A 20867-nucleotide genomic window follows, 5' to 3' on the forward strand; every position below is an offset into this window, starting at 1 on the left:
GCTCCTTTGGTGGATGCCGCGGGGTGGGTGGTGCAGAGAAGTCGTGTGTGCCGACGATACGCCGGTTCATGCGACAGAAAGGGAATTGCTACTTCACGGCCTTGATGAACCAGACCGCGAACGCGCCGAGGATCGAGAGGATGATGCCGATCGGGAACAAGGCGCTGTAGCCGAAGGCGAGGATGACTGAGCCGGCGACGCCCGGGGCGAGAGTCTGCGGGAGCGTCGCCGCGATGTTCACGACGCCGAGGTCCTTGGCGAAGGAGTTCTTCGAGGGCAGCACCTCGCTCATCAGCGCCTGGTCCACGGCGGAGAAGCAACCGAAACCGAGACCGGCGATGATCGAGAAGATGAGCCAGCCCTGGAAAGTGGGCATGAAGAGCGGGACGAGCAGTGCAAGGCCGACGACGACCGAGGAGACGAAGACGAAGATTTTGCGGCGTCCGAGCTTGTCGGAGAGCGGTCCGGAGACGACGGTCGAAATAATGATTCCGGCAAGGTTGACCAGTCCGAAGATCGGGATGGCCGCGGCCGCGCCGGCCTCACCGAGACCGATGTAGTCCGCGAGAATGTAAAGCTGGTAGCCGGTGACGGCAAAGTAGCCCGTGTAGAGCAGCAGGCGCCCGGTGAACGCCCAGAAGAAGTCGGGGTGCTTCTTGGGGCTCACCCAGAAGGTTCCGAGGAAGACCTTGAGCGAGAACGGCTCGCGCTCGTAGTCGACACTCGAGTGGTCGGGGTTGAAGACGACGAACAGGGTGATCACGACGAGCGCAAGGCCGGCGAAGAACATGTAACCGGCGGGGATGTCTTTGGCGAACATCGAGCCGACGATCTGGCCGCCGATCGCACCGAGCATCGAGCCCAGCCCGGCCATTGCCGAGAAGGTGCCGCGAGCGGCACGCGGCACCCGGTCGGGTAGGACGGCGCTGAGCGGTCCCTGCGTGAAGTTGTAAGCGACCTGCACGATCACCCAGGCGATGGCGATCTGCACGAGGCTGTTGGCCATGGCCATGCCGATCAGCGCCAGGCCGCCGATGAACACGCCACCGACCATCCACTGGGCTCGTCGGCCGAAGCGGGAGCGCGTGCGGTCGGACAGGAGGCCGGCGATCGGCTGGGCAAGCATCGCTGCGAACGCGCTGACCGTCATGACGATTGTCAGGTTGGCGACCTTGTTTACCGGGTCGATCGCCGAGACCTGCAGGGGCAACAGGATGCCGGGGACGGCGCCCCAGATGATGAAGATACTGATGTTGGTCGGGATGATCCAGCCGAGCAAGCGCCGGATGGTGCCCTTGACCAGCGGCTGTGGTTCTTCCAGACCGTCGGTGGTCTGTGTTGCGTCTAGGGACGTCGTTGTCATGGGTTCCTCTCGGAGCGCTCACCGATGAGCGGCTCCGAACACAGTACAACGCTCGGTTTTCAAAATCAAGCGACGCTCGGTTTTCGAAATCAAGCGACGCTCTGCTTCCAACTACGCCGCGGTGAGACGCTCCCAGAGGTATTGAACGTTGGCGACCATGTCGATCGAATCGTCCAGCATCCACTGGGTCTGCAGGCCGTCGATCGCCGCCGCCAGCAGGGTCGCACTGAGATCGGCGTCGAGCGAGGCCGGTAATTCCTTGGCCTCCTGCTTCGCGCGGATCGCCCCGGCGACGGCGCTCCGGAAAGCCTCGTAGCGCTTCTGGAAATAGGCCTGCGCCGGGTGCCCCGATTCTGCGGCCTCGGTGGAGAACTGTGCATAGAGCTGCACCAGCCCCGGCACTTCGGCATTGTGCTTGACGACCCGGGAAATGACCTCGATGACGTCGCCCAAGTCGGACTCATCGCGATCCGGAAAGCTCACCTCGTTGGCGTCGTCGATCACCAGGAAGCCACCGCCGTCGATCTCGTCGCGCTTGCGGAGCACTGCGGCGAACAGCTCTTCTTTGGTGCCGAAATAGTGGAGCAGTCCGGTCTGTGACAGGCCGACCGCGGCGGCGAGATCCCGAATGGATGTCTTGCGGTATCCGTTCTGGGCGATCACAGCCAGAGCGGTCTGCAGTATCTCGTCGCGTTTGGCGACACCCTTCGCATACGAACCTCGAGCTTTCATGGAGCAAGCTTAGCCAGACGCAAGCCTCTTGCAGTCGAAAACAGAATGAGGTACGGTTTTGGAACCCTCAGGGAGGAGGCGCACATGCATGCCATCATTTCGATGAGCCGGGATGCCACACATCCGATCCTGGAGTTCGCCGCTTTTCTCCCGGCCACAGCCTCACCATCGACAAGGATTAGGGCATGACAGACTTCATCGAAGCACAGACCACCGCCGGCCGCGTGCGCGGATTCTGGCGGGGAGAATCCGCCGCCTTCCTGGGAATTCCGTTTGCAGAACCGCCGATCGGCGACCTGCGCTTCGCTGCACCGGTGCCGCACAAGCCGTGGGAGGGAGTCCGAGATGCGCTGGAGCACGGGGCCACTCCGCAGCGCGGCAACGGCGAAATCACTCTGATCCCCGAGCCGTCAGTCGAGGGCGAATCAACGCTCAACGTCAACGTCTTCACCCCGGCCCCTAGCGGCACCGGCGGTCTTCCCGTTCTCGTCTACATCCACGGCGGCGGCTACTTCTCCGGATCCCCCGCCAGCCCGTGGTACGACGGCGCCTCCTTCAACCGTGATGGTGTCGTCACGGTGTCCGTCTCCTATCGCCTCGGCTTTGACGGCTTCGGCTGGATCGAAGACGCCCCGCACAACCGTGGTGTGCGCGACTGGCTTCTGGCCCTCGAGTGGGTGCGCGACAACATCGCGAACTTCGGCGGCGACCCGTCGCGGGTCACCATCGTCGGCCAGTCGGCCGGCGGCGGCGCCGTGTTCACCCTGCTCGGGATGCCGGCGGCACAGCCCCTGTTCCACAGCGCGTACTCAATCTCCGGCGCGCTCGGCGCACTCACCCTCGAAGCTGCCGAACAGCTCGGGCGTAGCCTGGCCGCCGAAGCCGGTGTCGCACCCACGCGCGCTGGGCTCAGCACTCTCTCTGAGGAGCGCCTCATGAAGGTGCAGAACAAGGTGACGGGCATGGAGGGCGGCCTCGCCGGCGGCAACCCCATGGACATGCTCAACGGGATGATCAACGACGGCCTCAAGCTCGGACCGGTCATCGACGGAGAGCTCATCCCGGTGTCGACCATTGAGGCGATCCGCAGCGGCGTGGGCGGAGACAAGCCCCTCGTGCTCGGCACCACCGACGACGAGTTCTCGATGATCTTCGCCGAGGCCAAAGACAAGCTCAAGTGGATCCCTGCGAACTTCCTGCTCGGCAAGCTTGGCCTGCGCGGACGCGCACGCTCGGCCTACCGCGCCGCGAACCGCGATGTGAAGGGCACGGCCGCTGTGCTCGGTCGGTACGTCACCGACAAAATGTTCCTCGTGGCCGCGATGAACGTCGCCGACGCGCGTGGGACTGCCCCGACCTGGCTCTACCGCTTCGCCTGGCGATCCCCGGTGAGCGGCTTCGCCGGGCACTGCCTCGACGTGCCGTTCTTCTTCGACTGCCTGAGCCTTGACCGCGTTGCCGTCATTGCCGGCGACAACCCGCCCCAGTCACTCGCCGACGAAATCCACGGCGACGCCGTGTCGTTCGTCGAGAGCGGCGACCCGGGCTGGCCGCGCTACACCGAAGGCCACGCGGTGCGCGTGTTCGACCTGCAGTCGAAGACCGAGTCGAACGGGACCGCCGCGGTGCGGGCACTCGTCGCCTAATCCACTTTTCGACAAGCACCCCTCCTGGAACGGCGCCCGGCTCTGAGCCGGGCGCCGTTGTCGTGTGCGGGGCGAACCATGCGCACGACCGGGCTCACGACCGGACGCGCCGGCGGATCAGCGCAAGCAGCCGAGCGTGGCCAGCGCGGTACGCAGCAGCGCGCCGCGGCCACCTTCCATCTCAGCGGACACCGCATCGGTTGCCGCTTCCTGCGGGGTCATCCAGGTCAGCTCGAGGGCATCCTGCCGCGGTTCACAGGTGCCGGTGACCGGTACCACGAAGGCCAGCGACACTGCATGCTGGCGTTCGTCGGTGAAGGCCGAGACACCGGGCATCGGAAAGTATTCGGCCACGGTGAACGGCAGCGGGCTGGCCGGAAGCTGGGGGAACGCCATCGGCCCGAGATCTTTCTCGAGGTGCCGAAACAGGGCTTCGCGCAGCGTCTCGCCGTACATCACCCGGCCGGACACCAGCATCCTGGTCATCTCGCCGGTCGGCGTCGCGCGCAGGAGCACGCCGACTTCGACGACCTGGCCGAGTCCATCGACCCGCACCGGCACAGCCTCCACATAGAGCAGCGGCAGCCGCCCGCGCACCTCGGCCAGCTCGATGTCGCTCAGCCAGCCGGGATTCGTCGACGGCAGCGGACTGTCGTCGGGGCCCGGGGTCCAGTCGGGGTCGGGGGTGCGCACGCTCATCTGCTTATTCTGCACCCGCAGGCTGGCAACTGAGTTCGCGCGCTCGTCTGCGCGCCGCCGATTCGCCGGGCGGCGCTGACGGGAGGCAGAGAATGAAAGGATTGAGGCTGTCGGGGTTCTTCGCCTCGACTCCCCAACGTGAGGTGTGAGATGCCCGACAGTGACAACATCCTGAGCATCGACGCGGATGCCGTGCTCTGGTCAGCGAACGCAGCAGATCGGGTCGGACGCCCGCTGCTCATCGTCCTGCACGGCTATGGGTCGCATGAGGGCGACCTCTTCTCGCTCTCGCCCTACCTGCCGCTGCAGCCGGTGATCGCGTCTCTCCGTGCGCCGCTGCCGGTCGGCGATGGAGCGGCGTGGTTTCCGATCTCGAATCAGCCTGGCCGGCCCGATCCGTCGGCCGTCGATGCGGCGACGGTGGCCGTGCTCGCCTGGCTCGACGCGTTGCCGGAACAGCCGACGTCCGTTGGTCTGCTCGGCTTCTCTCAGGGCGGCGCCATGACGCTGCAGCTGCTGCGTCACGCTCCCGAGCGGTTCGCGTTCGCTGTGCAGCTCTCCGGATTCGTGGCCGACGGCGGGTCAGCCGGCGACGCCGAGCTCCGTACCGTACGCCCGCCGGTGTTCTGGGGCCGCGGCACGATCGACCCGGTCATTCCGGCCGACGCGGTCGACCGCACCGCCCTCTGGCTCGCGAATCACACGAGGAGCACTGAACGCATCTACGAAGGGATGCCGCACTCGATCTCGCAGGCCGAGCTCGCCGATGTCTCGGCGTTTCTGCGCGAGCAGTACGCGCGGTAGCCGGCCGTCAACGCACTGCGCCGAGCTTGAGCGTTGCGGTCGAGTTGCCCTGTTCTACCAGGCAAACTCGACCGCAAGTCTCAAACTCGGCGACAGGAAAGCGGTGAAGGCTACGCGCTCCGGTGCGCAGCGCGCTGAGCGGCTCCGCGGTCGGCGCGCTCTTTCTTGGCGGCCTTCTCGACCTTCGCGTCTTTCACGCGGATCTGCTCGGCACGCACCTCGGCCTGGGTCGCACGCTCGGTGATGAGCCACGCGGGGGGAGCCTGCAGCAGTTCTTTGATCTCAACCGTGGTCAGCGGCGCGTCGACGCCGGCACGGGCGAGACCCGAGATCGACACGCCGAGCTTCGCAGCGACGACCTGACGCGGGTGGGGGCCATCCGCACGCAGCGTGGTCAACCACGCGGGCGGGTTCGCGGTGAACTCGGCCAGCTCGGTGCGAGTGATTTCAGCGGTCTGGAACTCTTCGGGTGCGGCCTCGAGCAGAATCCCGAGTTTCTGTGCCGCCGTGGCGGACTTCATGGTCTGGGGCTTCTTTTCGGACGTCATAGTCCAAGCGTATAGCCTGGGAGCACCGCGAAACTGGTTGAATGCCTGCCTCGCACACCGAACCGCACCAAGAAGAGAGGATGCCGGTGACCTTTTCAATCGCCTTCGTCGCCGGCGTCACGCCCACCAAGTGGACGCGCATCTGGGCCGAACGTTTTCCCGACCGCGAGCTTGAGGTGTTTCGCACCGATCCGGGCGAGCAGATCGAGGTGCTCCATGACGGCCGCGCCGACGTCAGCCTGGTGCGTTTGCCGATCGACCGTGAGGGTCTCGGCGCGATCACGCTGTACTCCGAAATCGCCGTCGTCGTCGCGGCGAAAGATCATGCGATCGCCGCCATCGCCGAGAACGGCACGGTATCGCTCGACCTTCTGGCCGACGATCACCTGCTTCAGGACCCCGACACGGTGCCCGAATGGCGAGACATCGCCACCGAGGTGAGCGACGGCAGTCGCCGTGCGCTGCCGATCATGCGCGACCTCGACGAGGTGATGGAACAGATCGCCGCCGGCGTGGGAATCGCCATCCTCCCCCACTCCCTCGCCCGTCTGCACAGCCGCAAGGATGTCGTCTCCCGGGCCGTCGAAGGCGTTGCCGAGACGCAGATCGCGCTCGCTTGGCCTGTCGACGCGAAGACCGAAAACGTTGAAGAGTTCATCGGGATCGTGCGCGGCCGGAGCGCCGCCAGCTCCCGCAGCGCGACGGTCGTCGTGCGCGGCGAACCGGTGAAGAAGGAAAAAGCGACGGCGAAGGCCAAAGCCGCGGCCAAGATCGCTCGCGAAGAGGCCGCGCGCAAGAAGCCGGCCCAGGCCAAGAAGAAGCCCGGAGTGATCAGCGGGCGCATCCGCACCTCGGGCGCTCCCAAGAAGAAGCGGCGCAGCTAGCTCTCTCGTTGGTCAGGCGCACCCGCTGATCGAGCCTGTCGAGACCCGGTGACCGCGTCTCGAGAGTGGCTCACACGGTTTCGAGACGCGCGCTCCTCCGTCGCGTGCTCCTCAACCACCGAGATGGAGGCCGCAGCTCAGCGGGAGCTGATCGACGCGAACTTCTTGATGCAGAGCGGCACGAACACGACGAGCATGACCACCACGCCGATCAGCACGGTGAGTGTTGCATGTTGCAGCGTCCAGACATCCGGAACCGGTGCCGAGCCCGTGTTACCGAAGAGTTCACGTGCCGCTTGCACCAGCGACGACACCGGGTTCAGCTCGGCGAAGGTGCGGAGCGGCTCCGGCAGCGTCTCCAGGGGCACGAAGGCGTTGGAGATGAACGTCAGCGGGAAGAGGATGAGGAACGAGGCATTGTTGATGACCTCCGGGCTGCGCACACTCATGCCGAGCAACGCCATCACCCAGCTGAACGCGTAGCTGAACAGCAGCAGCAGGGCGACTCCGGCGAGAAAGTCGAGGAATGACGAGTTCACCCGCCAGCCGACGACGACACCGGTCAGCATCATGATTGCCATCGAAATGGTGTTCAAGGCGAGGTCGCTGTTCGTGCGGCCGATCAGCACCGACGAGGAGCTCATCGGCAGACTGCGAAACCGGTCGATGATTCCGGATTTCAGGTCTTGGGCCATTGCGCTGCCCGAGAAGGTCGAACCGAAGACGACCGTCTGCGCGAAGATGCCGGCCATCAGAAACTGGGTGTAGTCGGTGCCCTGCACCTGAATTGCGCCGCCGTAGACCTGGCTGAACAGCAACACGAACATGATCGGCTGGATGACCGCGAAGACGATCATGTCGGGCGAGCGCTTAATCTTGATCAGATTGCGCTTGGTGACCGTCCAGCCGTCGGAATACCAGAGCGCGAGTGGGTTCGTGTTCGGATTGTCCAGCTGCGTCGGCGTGGGCAACTGCGTCGTCGCGCTTGTCGTTGCCCCGCTCATCGCACCGACTCCAGGTTTGTGTCGCGTGCGTCTTTCTGGGCTTTCCGCCCTTTCTTGGTGGTGCCGTCCGCATCCGGGGCGTCATCGGGCGACTCTGCCTCCTGCTCCGCCGCGTGCCCGGTCAGTTTCAGGAACACGTCGTCGAGTGTCGGTCGGCGCATCCCGGCATCGTGCAACAGGATGCCCGCCTCGCCCAGGTCGCCGAGCACGGCTTGCAAGGCACCGGGCCCATCGTTCACGGCCACTTCGACCCCGCGCCCGTCGGCGGACAGCACCGCCTCGCCGGAGCCGTAGCGTGCGAGGATCTCGCGCGCTTCCTCACCGTCGGCGGCGTCAACGAGAGCCACGACCACCCGATGCCCGCCGATCTGCGCCTTGAGCTGATCGGAGGTGCCCTCGGCGATGACGACGCCGTCGTCGATCACCGAGATGCTGTCGGCCAGCTGGTCTGCCTCTTCCAGGTATTGAGTGGTCAGCAGCACGCTGGTGCCCCCGGCGACAAGTTTCGTGATGACGTCCCACATGGCGAGGCGGCTGCGTGGGTCGAGTCCGGTCGTGGGTTCGTCGAGAAAAAGCACCTTGGGATTGATCACAAGCGCGCCGGCAAGGTCGATGCGGCGACGCATCCCGCCGGAGAAGCCCTTGACGGGTCGGTTTCCGGCGGCGGTCAGATCGAAGAGGTCGATGAGCTCGTGGGCCCGGCGCTTGGCCACCGCCCAGCGCAGGTGGTAGAGCCGGCCGACCATCTCCAGGTTCTCGAGGCCGGTCAGGTTTTCATCGACCGCCGCGTATTGGCCGGAGACTCCGATGATGCGGCGCACGGCCTTCGGGTTCTGCGCGACGTCGATTCCGTCGACGAACGCGGTGCCGGCATCCGGCCTGATCAAAGTGGTCAGCACTTTGACTACTGTCGTCTTGCCGGCACCGTTCGGGCCGAGCAATGCCTTCACCGTGCCGCGTGGCACCGAAAGGTCGAGTCCCGCGAGAGCATGAACGGGGCCGCTCTTCGAGCGGTAGGTCTTGGTGAGGCCTGTCGCCTCGATGATTGTCATGAGTGAGCTCCTGCCAGAGGTGCTTATCGATGAGTGATCGCCGGCTCGCCTGTGTTGTGCGCGATTCGGATGCCGGGGTGCATGTCAGCGACGCGCTCCCCGTGGGGCTGGGCGACGCGGCAAAAACCAAGTTTAACGAATCGTCACTCGGGAGGCAACGGTCGAAACGACTCCCCGCCCGGGTCCCCGCCCGCCCGCTGGCCATACGTTAACATCGGCACATGGTGCGCCTTCTGCTTCGAACCCTGATCTTTCTGCTCTCCGCCACGCTCGGCCTTCTGGTCGCGAGCTGGCTGCTGCCGGACGTGGTGCTCTCGGTCAGCGGATTCATCATCACGATCGTCGTGTTCGCCCTGGCCCAGAACGTGCTCTCGCCGTTCATCATGAAGGTGACCGCCCGGAATGCCCCCGCATTCCTCGGCGGCGTCGGCCTGCTGTCGACATTTGTCGCGCTGCTGCTCGCCACCCTGTTCACCGGCGGGCTGCACATCTCCGGCTGGCAGACCTGGATTCTCGCTACCCTCATCGTCTGGCTGGTGACCGCTCTGGCCACCTTCTTCCTGCCGATGATCATGCTCAAGAAGGGCGTGCAGAAAGCACGAAACTCCTCCACCAACCTCCCGATCTGAGCGAGGCCGGCAGAGACCGACAGAGGCCGAACAACGCGGGCGGGGCCGCCTGAGGGCGGCTAGGCCTCGACGATCAGCAGCACCATCGAGGCGACGAACGCCACCGCGCCCAGTCCCAGCAGCAGCCCGGTCAGCAGCCGCAGGGTGTTCTCACCGTGCCCGATCCGGTCAAAACGGATGCGATCGGGCGCGTGCTGACTGTAGAACAGCCGCACGCGGTCGGCCTGATGAAGCTGGTCGTGGTCGGCGGCACTGAGCCGCTGCTCGTGCAAGCCGTCGCGCGACATCCAGCGCAGGCAGACGGCGCCGGAGTCGTTGACGACCTCCGCATCGGTTTCGATCCACCGACCGCTGACCGAGCGCACAATGAGCCACAACACCAAGAACACCACTCCGAGGCCCAGCCCGATCCAGCTGAAAAGCTCAGCGAGGTTTCCGAGGTAGTCGAAGGCGGTGTTCACACCCTCATGCTAACGAATGGGCTGCCAGCTTCGCGTCAGTGGACTTCAACACAGCCGGGGCCAACGACGAGTCGTGAACGATTCGTCCGGCCGAGACGGTGAGCGTGCAGCGTCCTGCGGCCTGCTCCACCACGGCACGTTCCACGTCGTCGCCCTGCACGTGAACCTCGAACACGGCGAGATCGGCCGGCCCGCCAACGGTCAGCGACCCGTAGCCCAGGCTGTCGGCAACTCCCATCGCCAGCGCGCCGCCGAGGGTGACCGCCCGCACCAGGCGCTCGTAGAGGTCGTCGTCGGTGTAGCCCTGCTCGCGCGCCAAGATGGCCAGCAGCGCGACATCCGCCATCAGATCCATCGACGGCGACGACGCGAGCGAGTCGGTGCCGACGGCGATCTCGTGGCCCTCGGCCAGGTACGCCGCAACCGGTGGGGCGTCGAGACCGATGACCTTGTTCGAGCGCGGGCAGAGGGCAACCTGGGTGCCGCGCGCACGCAGCAGATCGCGCTCGGCCCGGTCGAGATAGATGGCGTGGGCGAGGTGCGTGGTCGGAACGAGCAGCCCGATCGAGTCGGCGTACTCGGCAGTGGTGTGGCCAACGCCGCCCTTGCGCACCAGTTCGAACTCGTCGCGCAGGTCGCCGTAGGCGGTCAGAACGGTGTTGACGCCGGAACGGTACAGGTCGGCTTCGACGGCCGACTCACCGACGTGCGAGTGCACCCGCAGGTTGCGCTCCGCCGCGATCTGCATCAGGTCGGAGATCACGGCGCCATCGAGGCTGTAGGGAGCGTGCGGCGACACCCCGAACGGAACAGCGGATGTCTGTTCCAACCGCGCCAGGAAGGTGTCGCGTCCTCCGTCGCGCCAAGAGTTCCCGAACTCGCCGATCGCTTCGAGGTATTCGATTCCGGTGACCTGGCACGCGTCGAGCGAGCCGCGTGCCTCGTCGTTGGTGACGATTTCGGCGAACACCGTGGTGCCCGTCGCGATGCCTTGGCGGGCACCGTCGAGCGCGGCGGCACGCCAGTCCGACGGGTCGGTGACCTCGTCGTAGACCAGACCGAAGGCATCCGACCAGTCTTCGAAGCTGGTGTAACTGCCGCGACCGACCTCGTCGAAATGCGTGTACTGCAGGTGCGTGTGCGCGTTGACCAGCCCGGGCATGAGCACACCGGAACGTGTCTCAGTGGGGCTGTCGGCAAATTCAGCCGGCAGATCGACTGCAGCACCGAGCCACAGCACCCGATCATTGCCAATGACGACCGCGCCGTTTCGAATCGGCTGCGCCGAAATGGGAAGTACCCAGTCCGCCGCAAAAACCTTACTTTTCACTTCCGCCTCCGAAACCCTTCGCCAGAGACTTCTGGGCGAAAAGGAACACAATGATTGTCGGCAGGAGCGCGACAAGGGCCGCCGCGGCCTGCCCCTGCAAATTGACTTCTTCTCGCGTGGAGAGCGAAGTAGCGGCAAGGGTCACCGTGTAAACGGCGGGATCGGACTGCAGCAGCGTTGCTGAGATGAGCAGGTCGCCGAAGCTCCAGACGAAAACGAGGGCGACAACGGATGCGAGGGCGGGCAGCGACATCGGAATCGCGACGTGCCAGAACGCCTTGAGGGTGCCAGCCCCGTCGAGGGTGACGGCTTCGAGAATTTCGGCGGTGAGCACCTGCTTATAGAAGGTGTGCACCAGGTAGAGCGCGAACGGCAGGCTTGACACGCCGTTGACGATTCCGGCGACCAACAGATTGCCCGTCATATTGCCGTTCGCCAGGATCACGAAGACCGGGATCAGCCAGGCGATCATCGGGATCGCGTAGCCGGCAACCAAGACGGCCCGCATCATTCCGATGTAGCGCCCCTCATGGATCCGGAACCAGTAGGCACCGGCCAGCGCGGTCGACGCGCAGACCAGGCACGCGATGACCGACACGAACAGCGTCGCGAGCAGAGCCATCCCGAGATTGGCGTCGTTCCACGCGTTCACGAGGTTGTCGAGGGTGAACGAGCGGGGCAATCCGCCGGGGTTGGCGGCGTAGTCGGCGGGGCTCCGCACCGTGGTCGAGACGAGAAACAAGAACGGAATGATGAAGGGAATCGCGATGAGCACCGCGATGCCGGTCTTTACCTTGCGTTCGGTGGCAATTGTCGTCATGAGGCGTCTCCTGCCGCGATATCTGCGAGCTCGGCGGTGCGATCAGCCACGAGCACCGGCTGGGGCGTCACAGCGATGTCCGTCTCGCTGACGATGGCCGTCGCTCCGACGCTGGCCCGGGCGCCGGGGTGCAGCCGACCGGTGACGAACTTCACCAGCGCGGGGATCACGACAGTCAAGCTCGCGACCACCAGAATCATCACGACGAGCACCACCGATTGCGCGGCGGCGGTTCCGAAGTAGCCGAAGCGCATGAAGTTCTGGTAGATCGCGTAGTCCATCGTCGTACTGGCGAGGCCGGGGCCGCCGCCGGTGAGCACGTAGATCCAGGCGAACATGAACAAGAAGATCGAGATGACCTGAAACATCGTCCAGAGCACGATGGTCGAGCGGATGTTCGGAATCGCGATGTACCAGAACTCACGCCAGAACCCGGCACCGTCGAGGCGCGCGGCCTCGAATTGACTCTGCGGCACTGCGGCGAACGCCGACGAGAAGATGAGCACGCCGGTGCCGAACCCGGCCCAGAGCACCAGGACGATGATCACGGGCTTGACCAGCGCGGCATCCGTCAGCCACGGCAGCGCGAATTCGCCGAGGCCGATGTTGTTCAGGAAGGAGTTGACCGGGCCGTCGCCGGACAGCAGCGAACGGAAGACGAGGCCGACGATCGCCGGCGACATGACCGCGGGAAGAAAGTAGATCGACCGGAAGAGGCCGGCCTTGGCCACGTTCTCCCGCAGGAGGTACGCCACGATCAGCGGGGAGATCACCCAGAGCGGCAGGCCGAGCAGGTAGAACAGTTGGTTGCCGACGACTTCCCAGAACTCGGGGTCGGCGAAGAGTGCCGTGTAGTTGTCGATCCCGATGAAGGTCGACTCTCCGCCGGGCTGCCAGTCATACGTCGACCGAAAGAAGATGTAGACGAGCGGCACGAAGAAGAGTGCGACCTCGAGGATGACGACCGGCAGCAGCAGGAAGAGTCCGCTGCCCATGACCCGCGAGCGGTCGAGCGAAGTGCTCGACCGCCGCGGCCGCCGGGGCGTGCCTCCAGAGAGTGGGACAGGTGTCATGGCTGTTCCTGTTGCTGTCAGTCGTTATCGATGTCGCGGCGGTTACTTGGCCTTGACGAAGGCAGCCTGCGCCTGCTCGAGGAACTTGTCCTCGGTCATGGTGCCGCCCATCAGGGGCGCTGCATTGCGTTCAAAGGTGGCGAGAACGGGCAGCGGGAAGGCGGCGAAGCCGGTGTGGTTCTCCGGGTTCGCGAGCAGCGGGAAGAATGCCTGCTGCATCGGGCTCGTCGGCTCAACCTGCACGTTCTTCAGGTTCGGCGGCACGCCGGCCTTGTCCCAGAGGATCTTCTGAGCTTCCGGGCCCGCCATGTAGTTGACGAAGGCGACGGATGCTTCGGGGCTCTTGGTCCACTTGGTCACCGACCAGCCGGCTTCAGCACCGGCGTCGATCAGTGCTTCGTGCTGCGACGACGGAACCTGCGGCAGCGCCATCACCGTGGTGGTGGGGATCGTGTCGTAGGCCTGCTGCGCGGTGTTCAGCGAGCCGGTCACCATCATCGCGGCTTCGCCGGCGTAGTACTGGTTGAATGCGTCGTCGTACATGTTGCGGCCGAGCGCCGCATCATCGCCGAAGCAGCCGGCGTCGTTCATGCCGGTGATGTAGCTCGTCGCGTCGGCGAACATGGGGTCGTCCAGCGGGATTTTGCCGGCGATCCACTGGTTCAGCGTTTCGGTGTCCATCATCTGGCTCGAGATCATGTACATGAACGTCTCGAACAGGAAGCCGTCTTTCCAACCGGATGCGATTGGCTGGATCCCCTTCGCGCTCAGGGTCTTGCAGGTGTCGAGCAGGCTGTCCCAGTCCTTCATTCCGGCAACGGGGTCGACGCCGGCTTCAGCGAACTTCGCCTGGTCGACCATCATCGCGTAGCCGTAGGTTCCGGTCGGCAGGATGTAGAGGTTGCCGTCTTTTGAGAAGTTGTCGGCGACGAACTTCAGGTTCTCTTTGACGTCGGGTTCCATGGCGTTCTGCAGCGGGAACAGGCCGTTCTTGTAGCTCATCGCCTGCGCGCCGCCGTACATCGTGATGACGTCGGGGCCTTTCTGGGCGACGGTGGCGTTGCGCACCTGGTCGAAGTAGGTCGGGTAGGGCATGTCGACGACCTTGACCGTGACCTGCGGGTACTTCTTGTTGAAGCCCTCGGCGATGGCGTCGTAGGCTTCAACGCCCTTGTCGTAGTTGCCGGGCAGGAACGACCACACTGTGAGCGTGGTCTTGGCGTCGGGAACAGTGCCGGGGGTGAGTTCTTTGGGTGCTGCCGAACCGCTGGAACATGCGGTCAGGAGCAGGCCGGACAGCGCGATCGCAGCGGCTGCTGCAACGCCACGCTTTCGAAGTTTCGAACCGAACATGTGTGCTGTGTCCTCTCGTTACCAGCTGCGCATGGCAGCGGTGAGCTCATCGGTCATTGGTTCGAGGGTGGCGCCCTCGTGGTGCAGTCTGATCACAGCGACGGCGTTTTCGGCGTCGACAGAGATCGGGTAGACGCCCGACTTCATGCTCGTGGCTTCGGTGGCGATCTGTTCGGCGGCCAGCGCCTGGAGTGACAGTGACAGGTCCATCACTTCAATGGGATTGCCCTCGGCGTCGGCACAGTTGAGGCAGTCGCCCTCGCTGATGACCTGAACCGTCTTGCCCGACGGGAGCGTGTACTCGGTCACTGCCTCGCGCACGATGCGGCCGGTGCCGAGCGCGTCGAGGTACTCCATCGGCAGTTCGAACGCTCCGCCACCGGCGGTGCAGAGGATGGCGCCGCTCGGCAGGCCGGTCAGGTGCAGGGCGGTGACGACACCGGCAATGCCGGTGGCCGCGAAGATGACCTCAGCCTGAGGCGCGGCGTCGGCGAGGCTCAGCACTCGGTATCCGTCGTGCAACGCCTGCAAAGCCTTGATCGGGTCGAGCTCGGTGACGATCACACGGGCGCCCATCGCGGCGGCGTGCTTGGCCACCCCGGTGCCGACCCAGCCGTAGCCGATGACCACGACGTTGCGACCGGCCAACTGCAGGTTGGTGATGTCGAGCATGGCCATGACGCAACTCTGGCCGGTGCCATAGACGTTGTCGAAGAGGTACTTGGTCTTGGCGTCGTTGACGGCGATGACCGGGATGTGCAGGGCACCCTCGTCGTTCATCGCGCGCAGCGGACGCACGCCGCTGGTGGTCTCCTCGGCGGCGCCGAGCATGCTGGCGACGAGTTCGGGGAACTCGCGGTGTGCGAGACGGATCAGCGCGGCGCCGTCGTCGAGCAGGATGTCCGGCTTCGTGCGCAGGAAGTCGCGGGCGAGCTCCAGGTCGCGCTCGTCGCCGGCGCCCTCTTCGGCGAAGACCTGCAGGCCGGCGTCGGCCAGGGCAGAAGCGACGCGACCGTCGGTGTTGCGACCGACGCAGTAGACACTCACGTCGGCGCCGGCACGGTTCAGGGCCAGGGCCAGGTTGGCGGTCTTCGGCTCCAAGACGAGTGCCACGCCGACGCGGAGGCCGACGAGCGTGCCCGCCTCGGTCAGGCGCTTCTCAATGGCCTTCAGCACCGGCATGCCGCGCAGGGCCCAGTCGATGCGCCCCGCTCCGGCAGAGGGGGTGACAGTTTCGGTCAGCAGTGCGTTCATGCGCTGGGAATCCCTTCGAGCCAGTCAGCGGAGTCGTCTTCTTGCTCGGGGCGAACCTCGTCGAGGGTCACGCCGAGGCTGGCCAGCTTCGCCGCGGCAATCGCGTCGTCGAGGTGCTTCGGAATGATGTGCACCCCGTCGGCCAGGTCGGTGGTCGCGAGGTAGTGGATGCCGAGGCCCTGCACCGCAAAGGTGAGGTCCATGATCTCAACCGGGTGGCCGCTGCCGCCGGCGATGTTGACCAGGGCGCCGCCGCTCAGCACGTGGATGTCGCGGTCGCCGAGACGGTAGGTGACGATGTTCGTGCGCGGCTCCGTGGTCAGGCTGGATGCGGCGGCGAGCGCGTCGACATCCACCTCGAGGTCATGGTGACCTGCGTTGGCCAGCACGACGTCGTCGCGCAGGTAGGGGAAGTCTGCCTCGCTGATGGCGCGCATGCCGCCGGTGGCGGTGATGACCATCGTCGCGGTCGGCAGCACGTCGTGGGCCGAACCGATGGTGTGGCCGTCCATGTGCGCTTCGAGTGCGCGCACCGGGTCGGTTTCCATCACGAAGGTGCGAGCGCCCATCGCCTGGGCGTACTGGGCGATGCCGCGGCCGACGTAGCCGTAGCCGACGACGACGACGCGGGCGCCGGCAATCTGACGGTTGGTCAGGTTGAGCATCGCCTGCAGCGTGGTCTGTCCGGTGCCGAACTTGTTGTCGAAAAGGTGCTTGCAGCGCGCGTCGTTGGCGGTGAGCGTCTTGAACGGCAGCTTGCCGGCCGCCGACATGGCGTGCAGGCGGGAGGTGCCGGTCGTGGTCTCTTCGGAGACGCCCTGCAGACGCTGGTACAGCTCGGGCCGGAACTGCGCCATCCGCATCGTCAGCTCTGCACCGTCATCGATGATGTAGTCGGGCGCGTAGTCGGCTGCGGCGAGAAGCTCGCGCTCCCAGCTGTCGTAGTCGCCATCCGGCTCGGCGACAACGGTCAGGCCCTGTGCGCGCAGCGCCTCGACGACGTCGCCGTTGGTCGTGCGCGGGTTGCTGCCTGCCACGATGACCTCGGCTCCGGCGTCGGCGAGCACCGTGGCGAGGAACGCCGTCTTGGCTTCGAGGTGAACGACGACGGCAATGCGCACGCCGGTCAGGGCTCCGTCGGCGAGTGTCTCGCGAACGAATCCGTTGAGCACGGGCGAGTGGCGCCGAACCCATTCGATCTTGGCTTGGCCGACGGATGCGTCTCCCACGGGGGACGTCGTCGACTCACTGAGCGTCGCGGCTACTTCGTTCATCGATCTTTCGACTTTCTCGTCGGTCTTCTCGCCCGCCTTCTCGTCGGTGAGAAAAACTCCCGGGCGCCACAAACGCGTCGGCACAGCAGGAGGATTCGGGAAACTGATCGAAATACTAAGCGCTTAGATTCACCATTGTCAAGACGGTTTTCGGGGGCTCGCGATGACTAGAGTGGTCTGCGTGAGCACACCGACACGACGACCGACGCTGGCCGATGTGGCCAGCCTGGCCGGTATTTCGACGGCGGTGGTCAGCTATGTCATCAACGACGGGCCGCGCACGGTATCGCCGACCACCCGGGCCAAAGTCGAGAGCGCGATCGCCACACTCGGCTACCGCCGCAACCCGCTCGCCAGCGCGCTCAGCGCCGGGCGCTCCAACCTCGTCGGTCTGCTCGTGCCCGACTCGTCCAACGCGTTCTTCAGCGAGCTCTCCCGCCATCTGGAAGCCGAGGGCCGCCGCCGCGGGCTGCTCACGCTGCTCGGCAACACCGCCTACAAGCGCGAGACCGAGATCGACTACGAGAACGCGTTCTCCGACCTGCGTGCCCGCGGAATCTTCGTCACGAGCGTCGGCCAGGGCGGCGCCGATGCCGACGACTGCCCGCGCATCTACCTGCACTCCGCCCCCATCGGCTCCGAGGGGCCGCGCGTGCTCTTTGACGATGCCGGCGGGGCCTATGCGGCGGTCAACCACCTGATCGAACACGGCTACACCGACATCCACTGCCTGACCGGGCCCAACGACGTCGGGCCGGCCGGCCGGCGTGAACTGGGCTGGTTGCGCGCTCTCACCGAGGCAGGGTTGCCCACCGAAGGGCGCCTGCGCCGCGTTTCTTACGATCGTTTCGACGCCGAATCAGCCGTACTGGACATTCTCGATGGCGACGACGCCCCGCGCGTTATCTTCGCAACGACCGACGAACAGGCTCTCGCGACGATGCGCGCGGCAGCGGTGCTCGGGCTGCGCGTTCCGGAGGATCTCGCGGTCGTCGGATTCGACGGCATCCGCGAGACGCTGCGCGGCAGCATCCGGATGACGACGGTTGCGCTCCCCCTGCAGCAGCTGGCGGTCACCGCCTACGAGACGCTCGACGCCTGGCTCGAGCAGGGCGATGCGCAGCACCACGTGCTCGCCGGATCGCTCATCGTCGGCGACACCTGCGGCGCGCACTGACGGTTCTCTCCCGCATCTGCTGATCGGGCCGACCGGTGATCGGGCCTGTCGAGATCCCGTGAGTCGACCCCTGGAACTGACACGACGTCTGCAGATCGGCCAGGGAGGCCTCGACAAGCTCGATCACCGAAAAGGAGATTCTGCGACACCCCGAGGCCAACGGTCGGCCTGCGACGGAGCGTCGCAGAATCTCCTGTGTGAGCGTCAGTCGTTATGCGACAAGCTCAGCGAGCGGCAGCAGCGGCAGATCGAGTGCTGCTGCAACATGCTCATTGGTGACGCGACCGGCGTGGGTATTGAGCCCCTTCGCCAGCGCGGCATCGTCGGCCAGCGCCTTCTGCCAGCCCTTCTCGGCCAGCGCGACCACGTAGGGCAGGGTCGCGTTGGTCAGCGCACGCGTCGACGTGGCCGGAACGGCGCCCGGCATGTTCGCGACGCAATAGTAGATGCTGTCGTGCACGGCAAAGGTCGGGTCGTCGTGGGTCGTCGCACGGGAGCCTTCGAAGCATCCGCCCTGGTCGATCGCAATATCGACGAGCACGCTGCCCGGCTTCATCGACGCCACCATCGCGTCGGTGACGAGCTTGGGCGCCTGCGCACCGGGAATGAGCACCGAACCGATCACGAGGTCGGCATCGCGCACCTGCTCGGCGATCTCGTACTGTGACGAGGCCCTGGTCTGGATCTCACCGTTGAAGCGGTTCTCCAGCTGGCGCAGGCGCGGGATCGAGAGGTCGATGATCGTGACGTCGGCACCCATGCCGAGTGCGTTCGCCGCGGCGTGCTCGCCGGCGACGCCGCCGCCGATGACGACGACCTTGGCCTTCGGGGTTCCGGGAACGCCGCCGAGCAGGATGCCTTTTCCGCCGGCCGCCTTCATGAGCTGGTAGGCACCGACCTGAACCGACAGGCGTCCGGCGACCTCGCTCATCGGCGACAGCAGCGGGAGGCTGCGGTCGGCCAACTGCACGGTTTCGTAGGCGATCGCCGTGGTGCCGGCTGCGAGAAGCGCGTCGGTGCAGGGGCGGGAGGCGGCCAGGTGCAGGTACGTGAAGAGCACCTGGTCCTTGCGCATGAGGCTGTACTCAGACGCGATCGGCTCTTTGACCTTGAGCAGCAGGTCGCCTGCTGCCCAGACTTCTTCGGCCGATCCGAGAATCGTCGCGCCGGCGAGGCGGTACTCGTCGTCGCTGAAGCTGGAGCCGAGTCCGGCGCCTTCCTGGATGAACACCTCGTGACCGCGGCGGGCCAGCTCGTGAACTCCGGCTGGGGTGATCGCAACGCGGTTCTCGTTGTTCTTGATCTCGGTGGGAATGCCAACCCGCATCTGCTGCTCCGTCTTCATTGTCGTGCCCGGGAATCTCCGGTTTCAATTCATTAATTTTGCGTTTTACTCGCTGGGTATAGCCTTACTCCGCGGAATCTACAAGAATTGGCACTCACGCAGTGGAAGTTGCGGAATTGGAGAGAGAATCGATGGCCGAGCTGAAGAGAATTCAGAGCACGACTGAGCTCGACGACGTCGACCGTATTCTTGTTGCCCAGTTGCAGGCCGATGCGCGGATGACGAACAGCCGTTTGGCCCAGGCCGCCGGCATCGCCGAGTCGACCTGCGTGGTACGGGTGCGATCGCTGGTGAGCCGTGGCGTGATCACCCGGTTCACGGCGGAGGTGAACCCGAAGGCGCTGGGGCTCGGGCTGCAGGCGCTCATCAGCGTGAACATCCGCTCGGGCGCCCGCACGCAGATCCCCGCCTTTCGGGACGAGATCCGGGCGATGCCGCGCGTGGTGCAGGTGTTCTTTCTCGGCGGCGCCGAGGACTTCATCATCCACCTGCTCGCCGAGGACTCCGACGACGTGCGCGACTTCGTCGTCGCGAACCTCTCGGCGAACCCGGCGGTCGCCTCGACCCGCACGAGCATGGTGTTCGAGCACCACTACATCGGGCCGGGGCTCGGCTAGCCACGATCACGAACTCGATCGGCCTCAATCAGCCCTGATCGGCAAGCCTCCTGAGCAGCCCGTCGCGCACGGCCGGCCAGTCTTCGACGGTGATCGAGAACATCACGGTGTCCCGGATACTCCCATCGGCCCGGCGTTGGTAGCGGCGCAGTGTGCCTTCGTAAGTGGCGCCCAGCCGTGCGATCGCCTGTTGGGAACGGGAATTCCGTGCATCCGTTTTCAGCTGCACCCGGCCGGCGCCCAGAGTGTCGAAAGCGTGGCCGAGCAGCAGAAGCTTGGTCTCAGGGTTGACGGCAGTCCCCCAGCACGACCGCGCGTACATGGTCGAGCCGATCTCAAGCCGGCCGTCGGCGGGCGACACATCGAGGAACGTTGTTTTGCCGACGAGCGCCCCCGCGGCGAACGAACCGAACGGCCGGGTGAGCTGCACGGCCCAGGCCCAATGACCACGCTCCGCCCCGGCGTGCAACGCCGCCACATACTCTGCCGTGTCGGCGGGTCGACCGGCGACATGCTCCCAGTTCGCGTCCTCGTCAAGTGCCTGAAAGAGCTCAGCCGAGTCTCGCTCGGGGATCAGCGGCCGAAGTCGCACGTGCTCGCCGACAAGCATCGCCGTGGAGGCCGGCGGCCAGGTCATCGGAGTCCACGGGGTGTCATCAGGGCGAGCGTCTGAGACCGGTGTGAATCGCGCGGGCGCGGACAGGCCTGTCGGGTGCTTCGGTGACGGCAGCTTCGGTGACGGGAGGCTCATCGGTCGATCGTAGCGCGGCGACAGTTTGCAGACCGAACCGACCGTCACGTC

General features: G+C 65.6%; 21 protein-coding genes. 6 read left to right on the forward strand and 15 right to left on the reverse strand.

Annotated features, from left to right (window positions below; genetic code table 11):
• Positions 1-88: 88 nt before the first annotated feature.
• Both AC1DCF_RS17390 and AC1DCF_RS17395 read right to left on the reverse strand, forming a co-directional pair.
• Complete coding sequence (locus tag AC1DCF_RS17390) at positions 89-1363, reverse strand: MFS transporter (RefSeq protein ID WP_477212075.1); 1275 nt, start codon at positions 1361-1363, stop codon at positions 89-91.
• Between the two features lie 111 nt (positions 1364-1474).
• Positions 1475-2095, reverse strand: a complete 621-nt coding sequence (locus AC1DCF_RS17395; RefSeq protein WP_477212076.1) for a TetR/AcrR family transcriptional regulator — start codon at positions 2093-2095, stop codon at positions 1475-1477.
• A 185-nt stretch (positions 2096-2280) separates the two neighbouring features.
• Between AC1DCF_RS17395 and AC1DCF_RS17400 the strand changes: the two genes are divergently transcribed.
• The gene (locus AC1DCF_RS17400) at positions 2281-3741 is read left to right on the forward strand and encodes a carboxylesterase/lipase family protein (protein WP_477212077.1); all 1461 of its coding nucleotides are present in this window, start codon (positions 2281-2283) and stop codon (positions 3739-3741) included.
• A 117-nt stretch (positions 3742-3858) separates the two neighbouring features.
• Here AC1DCF_RS17400 and AC1DCF_RS17405 read toward each other — a convergent pair whose 3' ends face one another.
• Entirely contained in the window at positions 3859-4440 is a 582-nt protein-coding gene (locus AC1DCF_RS17405) for an NUDIX hydrolase family protein (RefSeq protein WP_441792035.1), read from the reverse strand.
• Between the two features lie 150 nt (positions 4441-4590).
• Between AC1DCF_RS17405 and AC1DCF_RS17410 the strand changes: the two genes are divergently transcribed.
• A complete protein-coding gene (locus AC1DCF_RS17410; RefSeq protein ID WP_477212078.1) occupies positions 4591-5244 on the forward strand; it encodes an alpha/beta hydrolase in 654 nt (217 codons plus the stop codon).
• 110 nt (positions 5245-5354) lie between these two features.
• Here AC1DCF_RS17410 and AC1DCF_RS17415 read toward each other — a convergent pair whose 3' ends face one another.
• Complete coding sequence (locus AC1DCF_RS17415) at positions 5355-5792, reverse strand: DUF5997 family protein (protein ID WP_477212079.1); 438 nt, start codon at positions 5790-5792, stop codon at positions 5355-5357.
• An 86-nt stretch (positions 5793-5878) separates the two neighbouring features.
• Between AC1DCF_RS17415 and AC1DCF_RS17420 the strand changes: the two genes are divergently transcribed.
• A complete protein-coding gene (locus AC1DCF_RS17420; RefSeq protein ID WP_477212080.1) occupies positions 5879-6676 on the forward strand; it encodes a LysR substrate-binding domain-containing protein in 798 nt (265 codons plus the stop codon).
• Positions 6677-6813: 137 nt separating this feature from the next.
• On the opposite strand, the gene AC1DCF_RS17425 is transcribed toward AC1DCF_RS17420, so the two are convergent.
• Positions 6814-7680 carry an ABC transporter permease gene (locus AC1DCF_RS17425; RefSeq protein ID WP_477212081.1) on the reverse strand — a complete coding sequence of 289 codons (867 nt, stop codon included), beginning with the start codon at positions 7678-7680 and terminating at the stop codon, positions 6814-6816.
• Positions 7677-8732 carry an ATP-binding cassette domain-containing protein gene (locus AC1DCF_RS17430; RefSeq protein ID WP_477212082.1) on the reverse strand — a complete coding sequence of 352 codons (1056 nt, stop codon included), beginning with the start codon at positions 8730-8732 and terminating at the stop codon, positions 7677-7679. The genes AC1DCF_RS17425 and AC1DCF_RS17430 overlap by 4 nt, the downstream gene beginning before the upstream one ends.
• Before the next feature lie 221 nt (positions 8733-8953).
• Between AC1DCF_RS17430 and AC1DCF_RS17435 the strand changes: the two genes are divergently transcribed.
• The gene (locus AC1DCF_RS17435; protein ID WP_441792029.1) at positions 8954-9361 is read left to right on the forward strand and encodes a hypothetical protein; all 408 of its coding nucleotides are present in this window, start codon (positions 8954-8956) and stop codon (positions 9359-9361) included.
• Positions 9362-9420: 59 nt separating this feature from the next.
• Here AC1DCF_RS17435 and AC1DCF_RS17440 read toward each other — a convergent pair whose 3' ends face one another.
• From AC1DCF_RS17440 to AC1DCF_RS17470, 7 genes are read right to left on the reverse strand one after another with little or no spacing between them, the layout of a single operon-like run.
• Positions 9421-9822 carry a hypothetical protein gene (locus tag AC1DCF_RS17440; RefSeq protein WP_477212083.1) on the reverse strand — a complete coding sequence of 134 codons (402 nt, stop codon included), beginning with the start codon at positions 9820-9822 and terminating at the stop codon, positions 9421-9423.
• A 4-nt stretch (positions 9823-9826) separates the two neighbouring features.
• A complete protein-coding gene (locus AC1DCF_RS17445) occupies positions 9827-11152 on the reverse strand; it encodes an amidohydrolase family protein (RefSeq protein ID WP_477212084.1) in 1326 nt (441 codons plus the stop codon).
• Positions 11142-11972: a carbohydrate ABC transporter permease gene (locus tag AC1DCF_RS17450; RefSeq protein WP_441792026.1), complete on the reverse strand. Its 831-nt coding sequence runs from the start codon at positions 11970-11972 to the stop codon at positions 11142-11144. The genes AC1DCF_RS17445 and AC1DCF_RS17450 overlap by 11 nt, the downstream gene beginning before the upstream one ends.
• Positions 11969-13045 carry a carbohydrate ABC transporter permease gene (locus AC1DCF_RS17455; protein ID WP_477212085.1) on the reverse strand — a complete coding sequence of 359 codons (1077 nt, stop codon included), beginning with the start codon at positions 13043-13045 and terminating at the stop codon, positions 11969-11971. The genes AC1DCF_RS17450 and AC1DCF_RS17455 overlap by 4 nt, the downstream gene beginning before the upstream one ends.
• A gap of 42 nt (positions 13046-13087) precedes the next feature.
• A complete protein-coding gene (locus tag AC1DCF_RS17460; protein WP_477212086.1) occupies positions 13088-14398 on the reverse strand; it encodes an ABC transporter substrate-binding protein in 1311 nt (436 codons plus the stop codon).
• Between the two features lie 18 nt (positions 14399-14416).
• Positions 14417-15652, reverse strand: a complete 1236-nt coding sequence (locus AC1DCF_RS17465) for an adenosylhomocysteinase (RefSeq protein WP_477212087.1) — start codon at positions 15650-15652, stop codon at positions 14417-14419.
• Positions 15649-16926, reverse strand: a complete 1278-nt coding sequence (locus AC1DCF_RS17470) for an adenosylhomocysteinase (protein WP_477212088.1) — start codon at positions 16924-16926, stop codon at positions 15649-15651. The genes AC1DCF_RS17465 and AC1DCF_RS17470 overlap by 4 nt, the downstream gene beginning before the upstream one ends.
• A 181-nt stretch (positions 16927-17107) precedes the next feature.
• Here AC1DCF_RS17470 and AC1DCF_RS17475 point away from each other — a divergent pair, with 181 nt between their 5' ends.
• Positions 17108-18103, forward strand: coding sequence for a LacI family DNA-binding transcriptional regulator (locus tag AC1DCF_RS17475; protein WP_477212089.1), 996 nt, complete (start codon positions 17108-17110; stop codon positions 18101-18103).
• Positions 18104-18314: 211 nt separating this feature from the next.
• On the opposite strand, the gene ald is transcribed toward AC1DCF_RS17475, so the two are convergent.
• Complete coding sequence (gene ald / locus AC1DCF_RS17480) at positions 18315-19430, reverse strand: alanine dehydrogenase (protein ID WP_441792020.1); 1116 nt, start codon at positions 19428-19430, stop codon at positions 18315-18317.
• A 149-nt stretch (positions 19431-19579) separates the two neighbouring features.
• On the opposite strand from ald, the gene AC1DCF_RS17485 reads away from it, so the two are divergent.
• Complete coding sequence (locus tag AC1DCF_RS17485; RefSeq protein ID WP_477212090.1) at positions 19580-20065, forward strand: Lrp/AsnC family transcriptional regulator; 486 nt, start codon at positions 19580-19582, stop codon at positions 20063-20065.
• Positions 20066-20093: 28 nt separating this feature from the next.
• On the opposite strand, the gene AC1DCF_RS17490 is transcribed toward AC1DCF_RS17485, so the two are convergent.
• Complete coding sequence (locus AC1DCF_RS17490; RefSeq protein WP_477212091.1) at positions 20094-20816, reverse strand: GNAT family N-acetyltransferase; 723 nt, start codon at positions 20814-20816, stop codon at positions 20094-20096.
• Between the last annotated feature and the right edge of the window lie 51 nt (positions 20817-20867).

It is taken from the genome of Leifsonia sp. 10L418 (genome assembly GCF_056395445.1).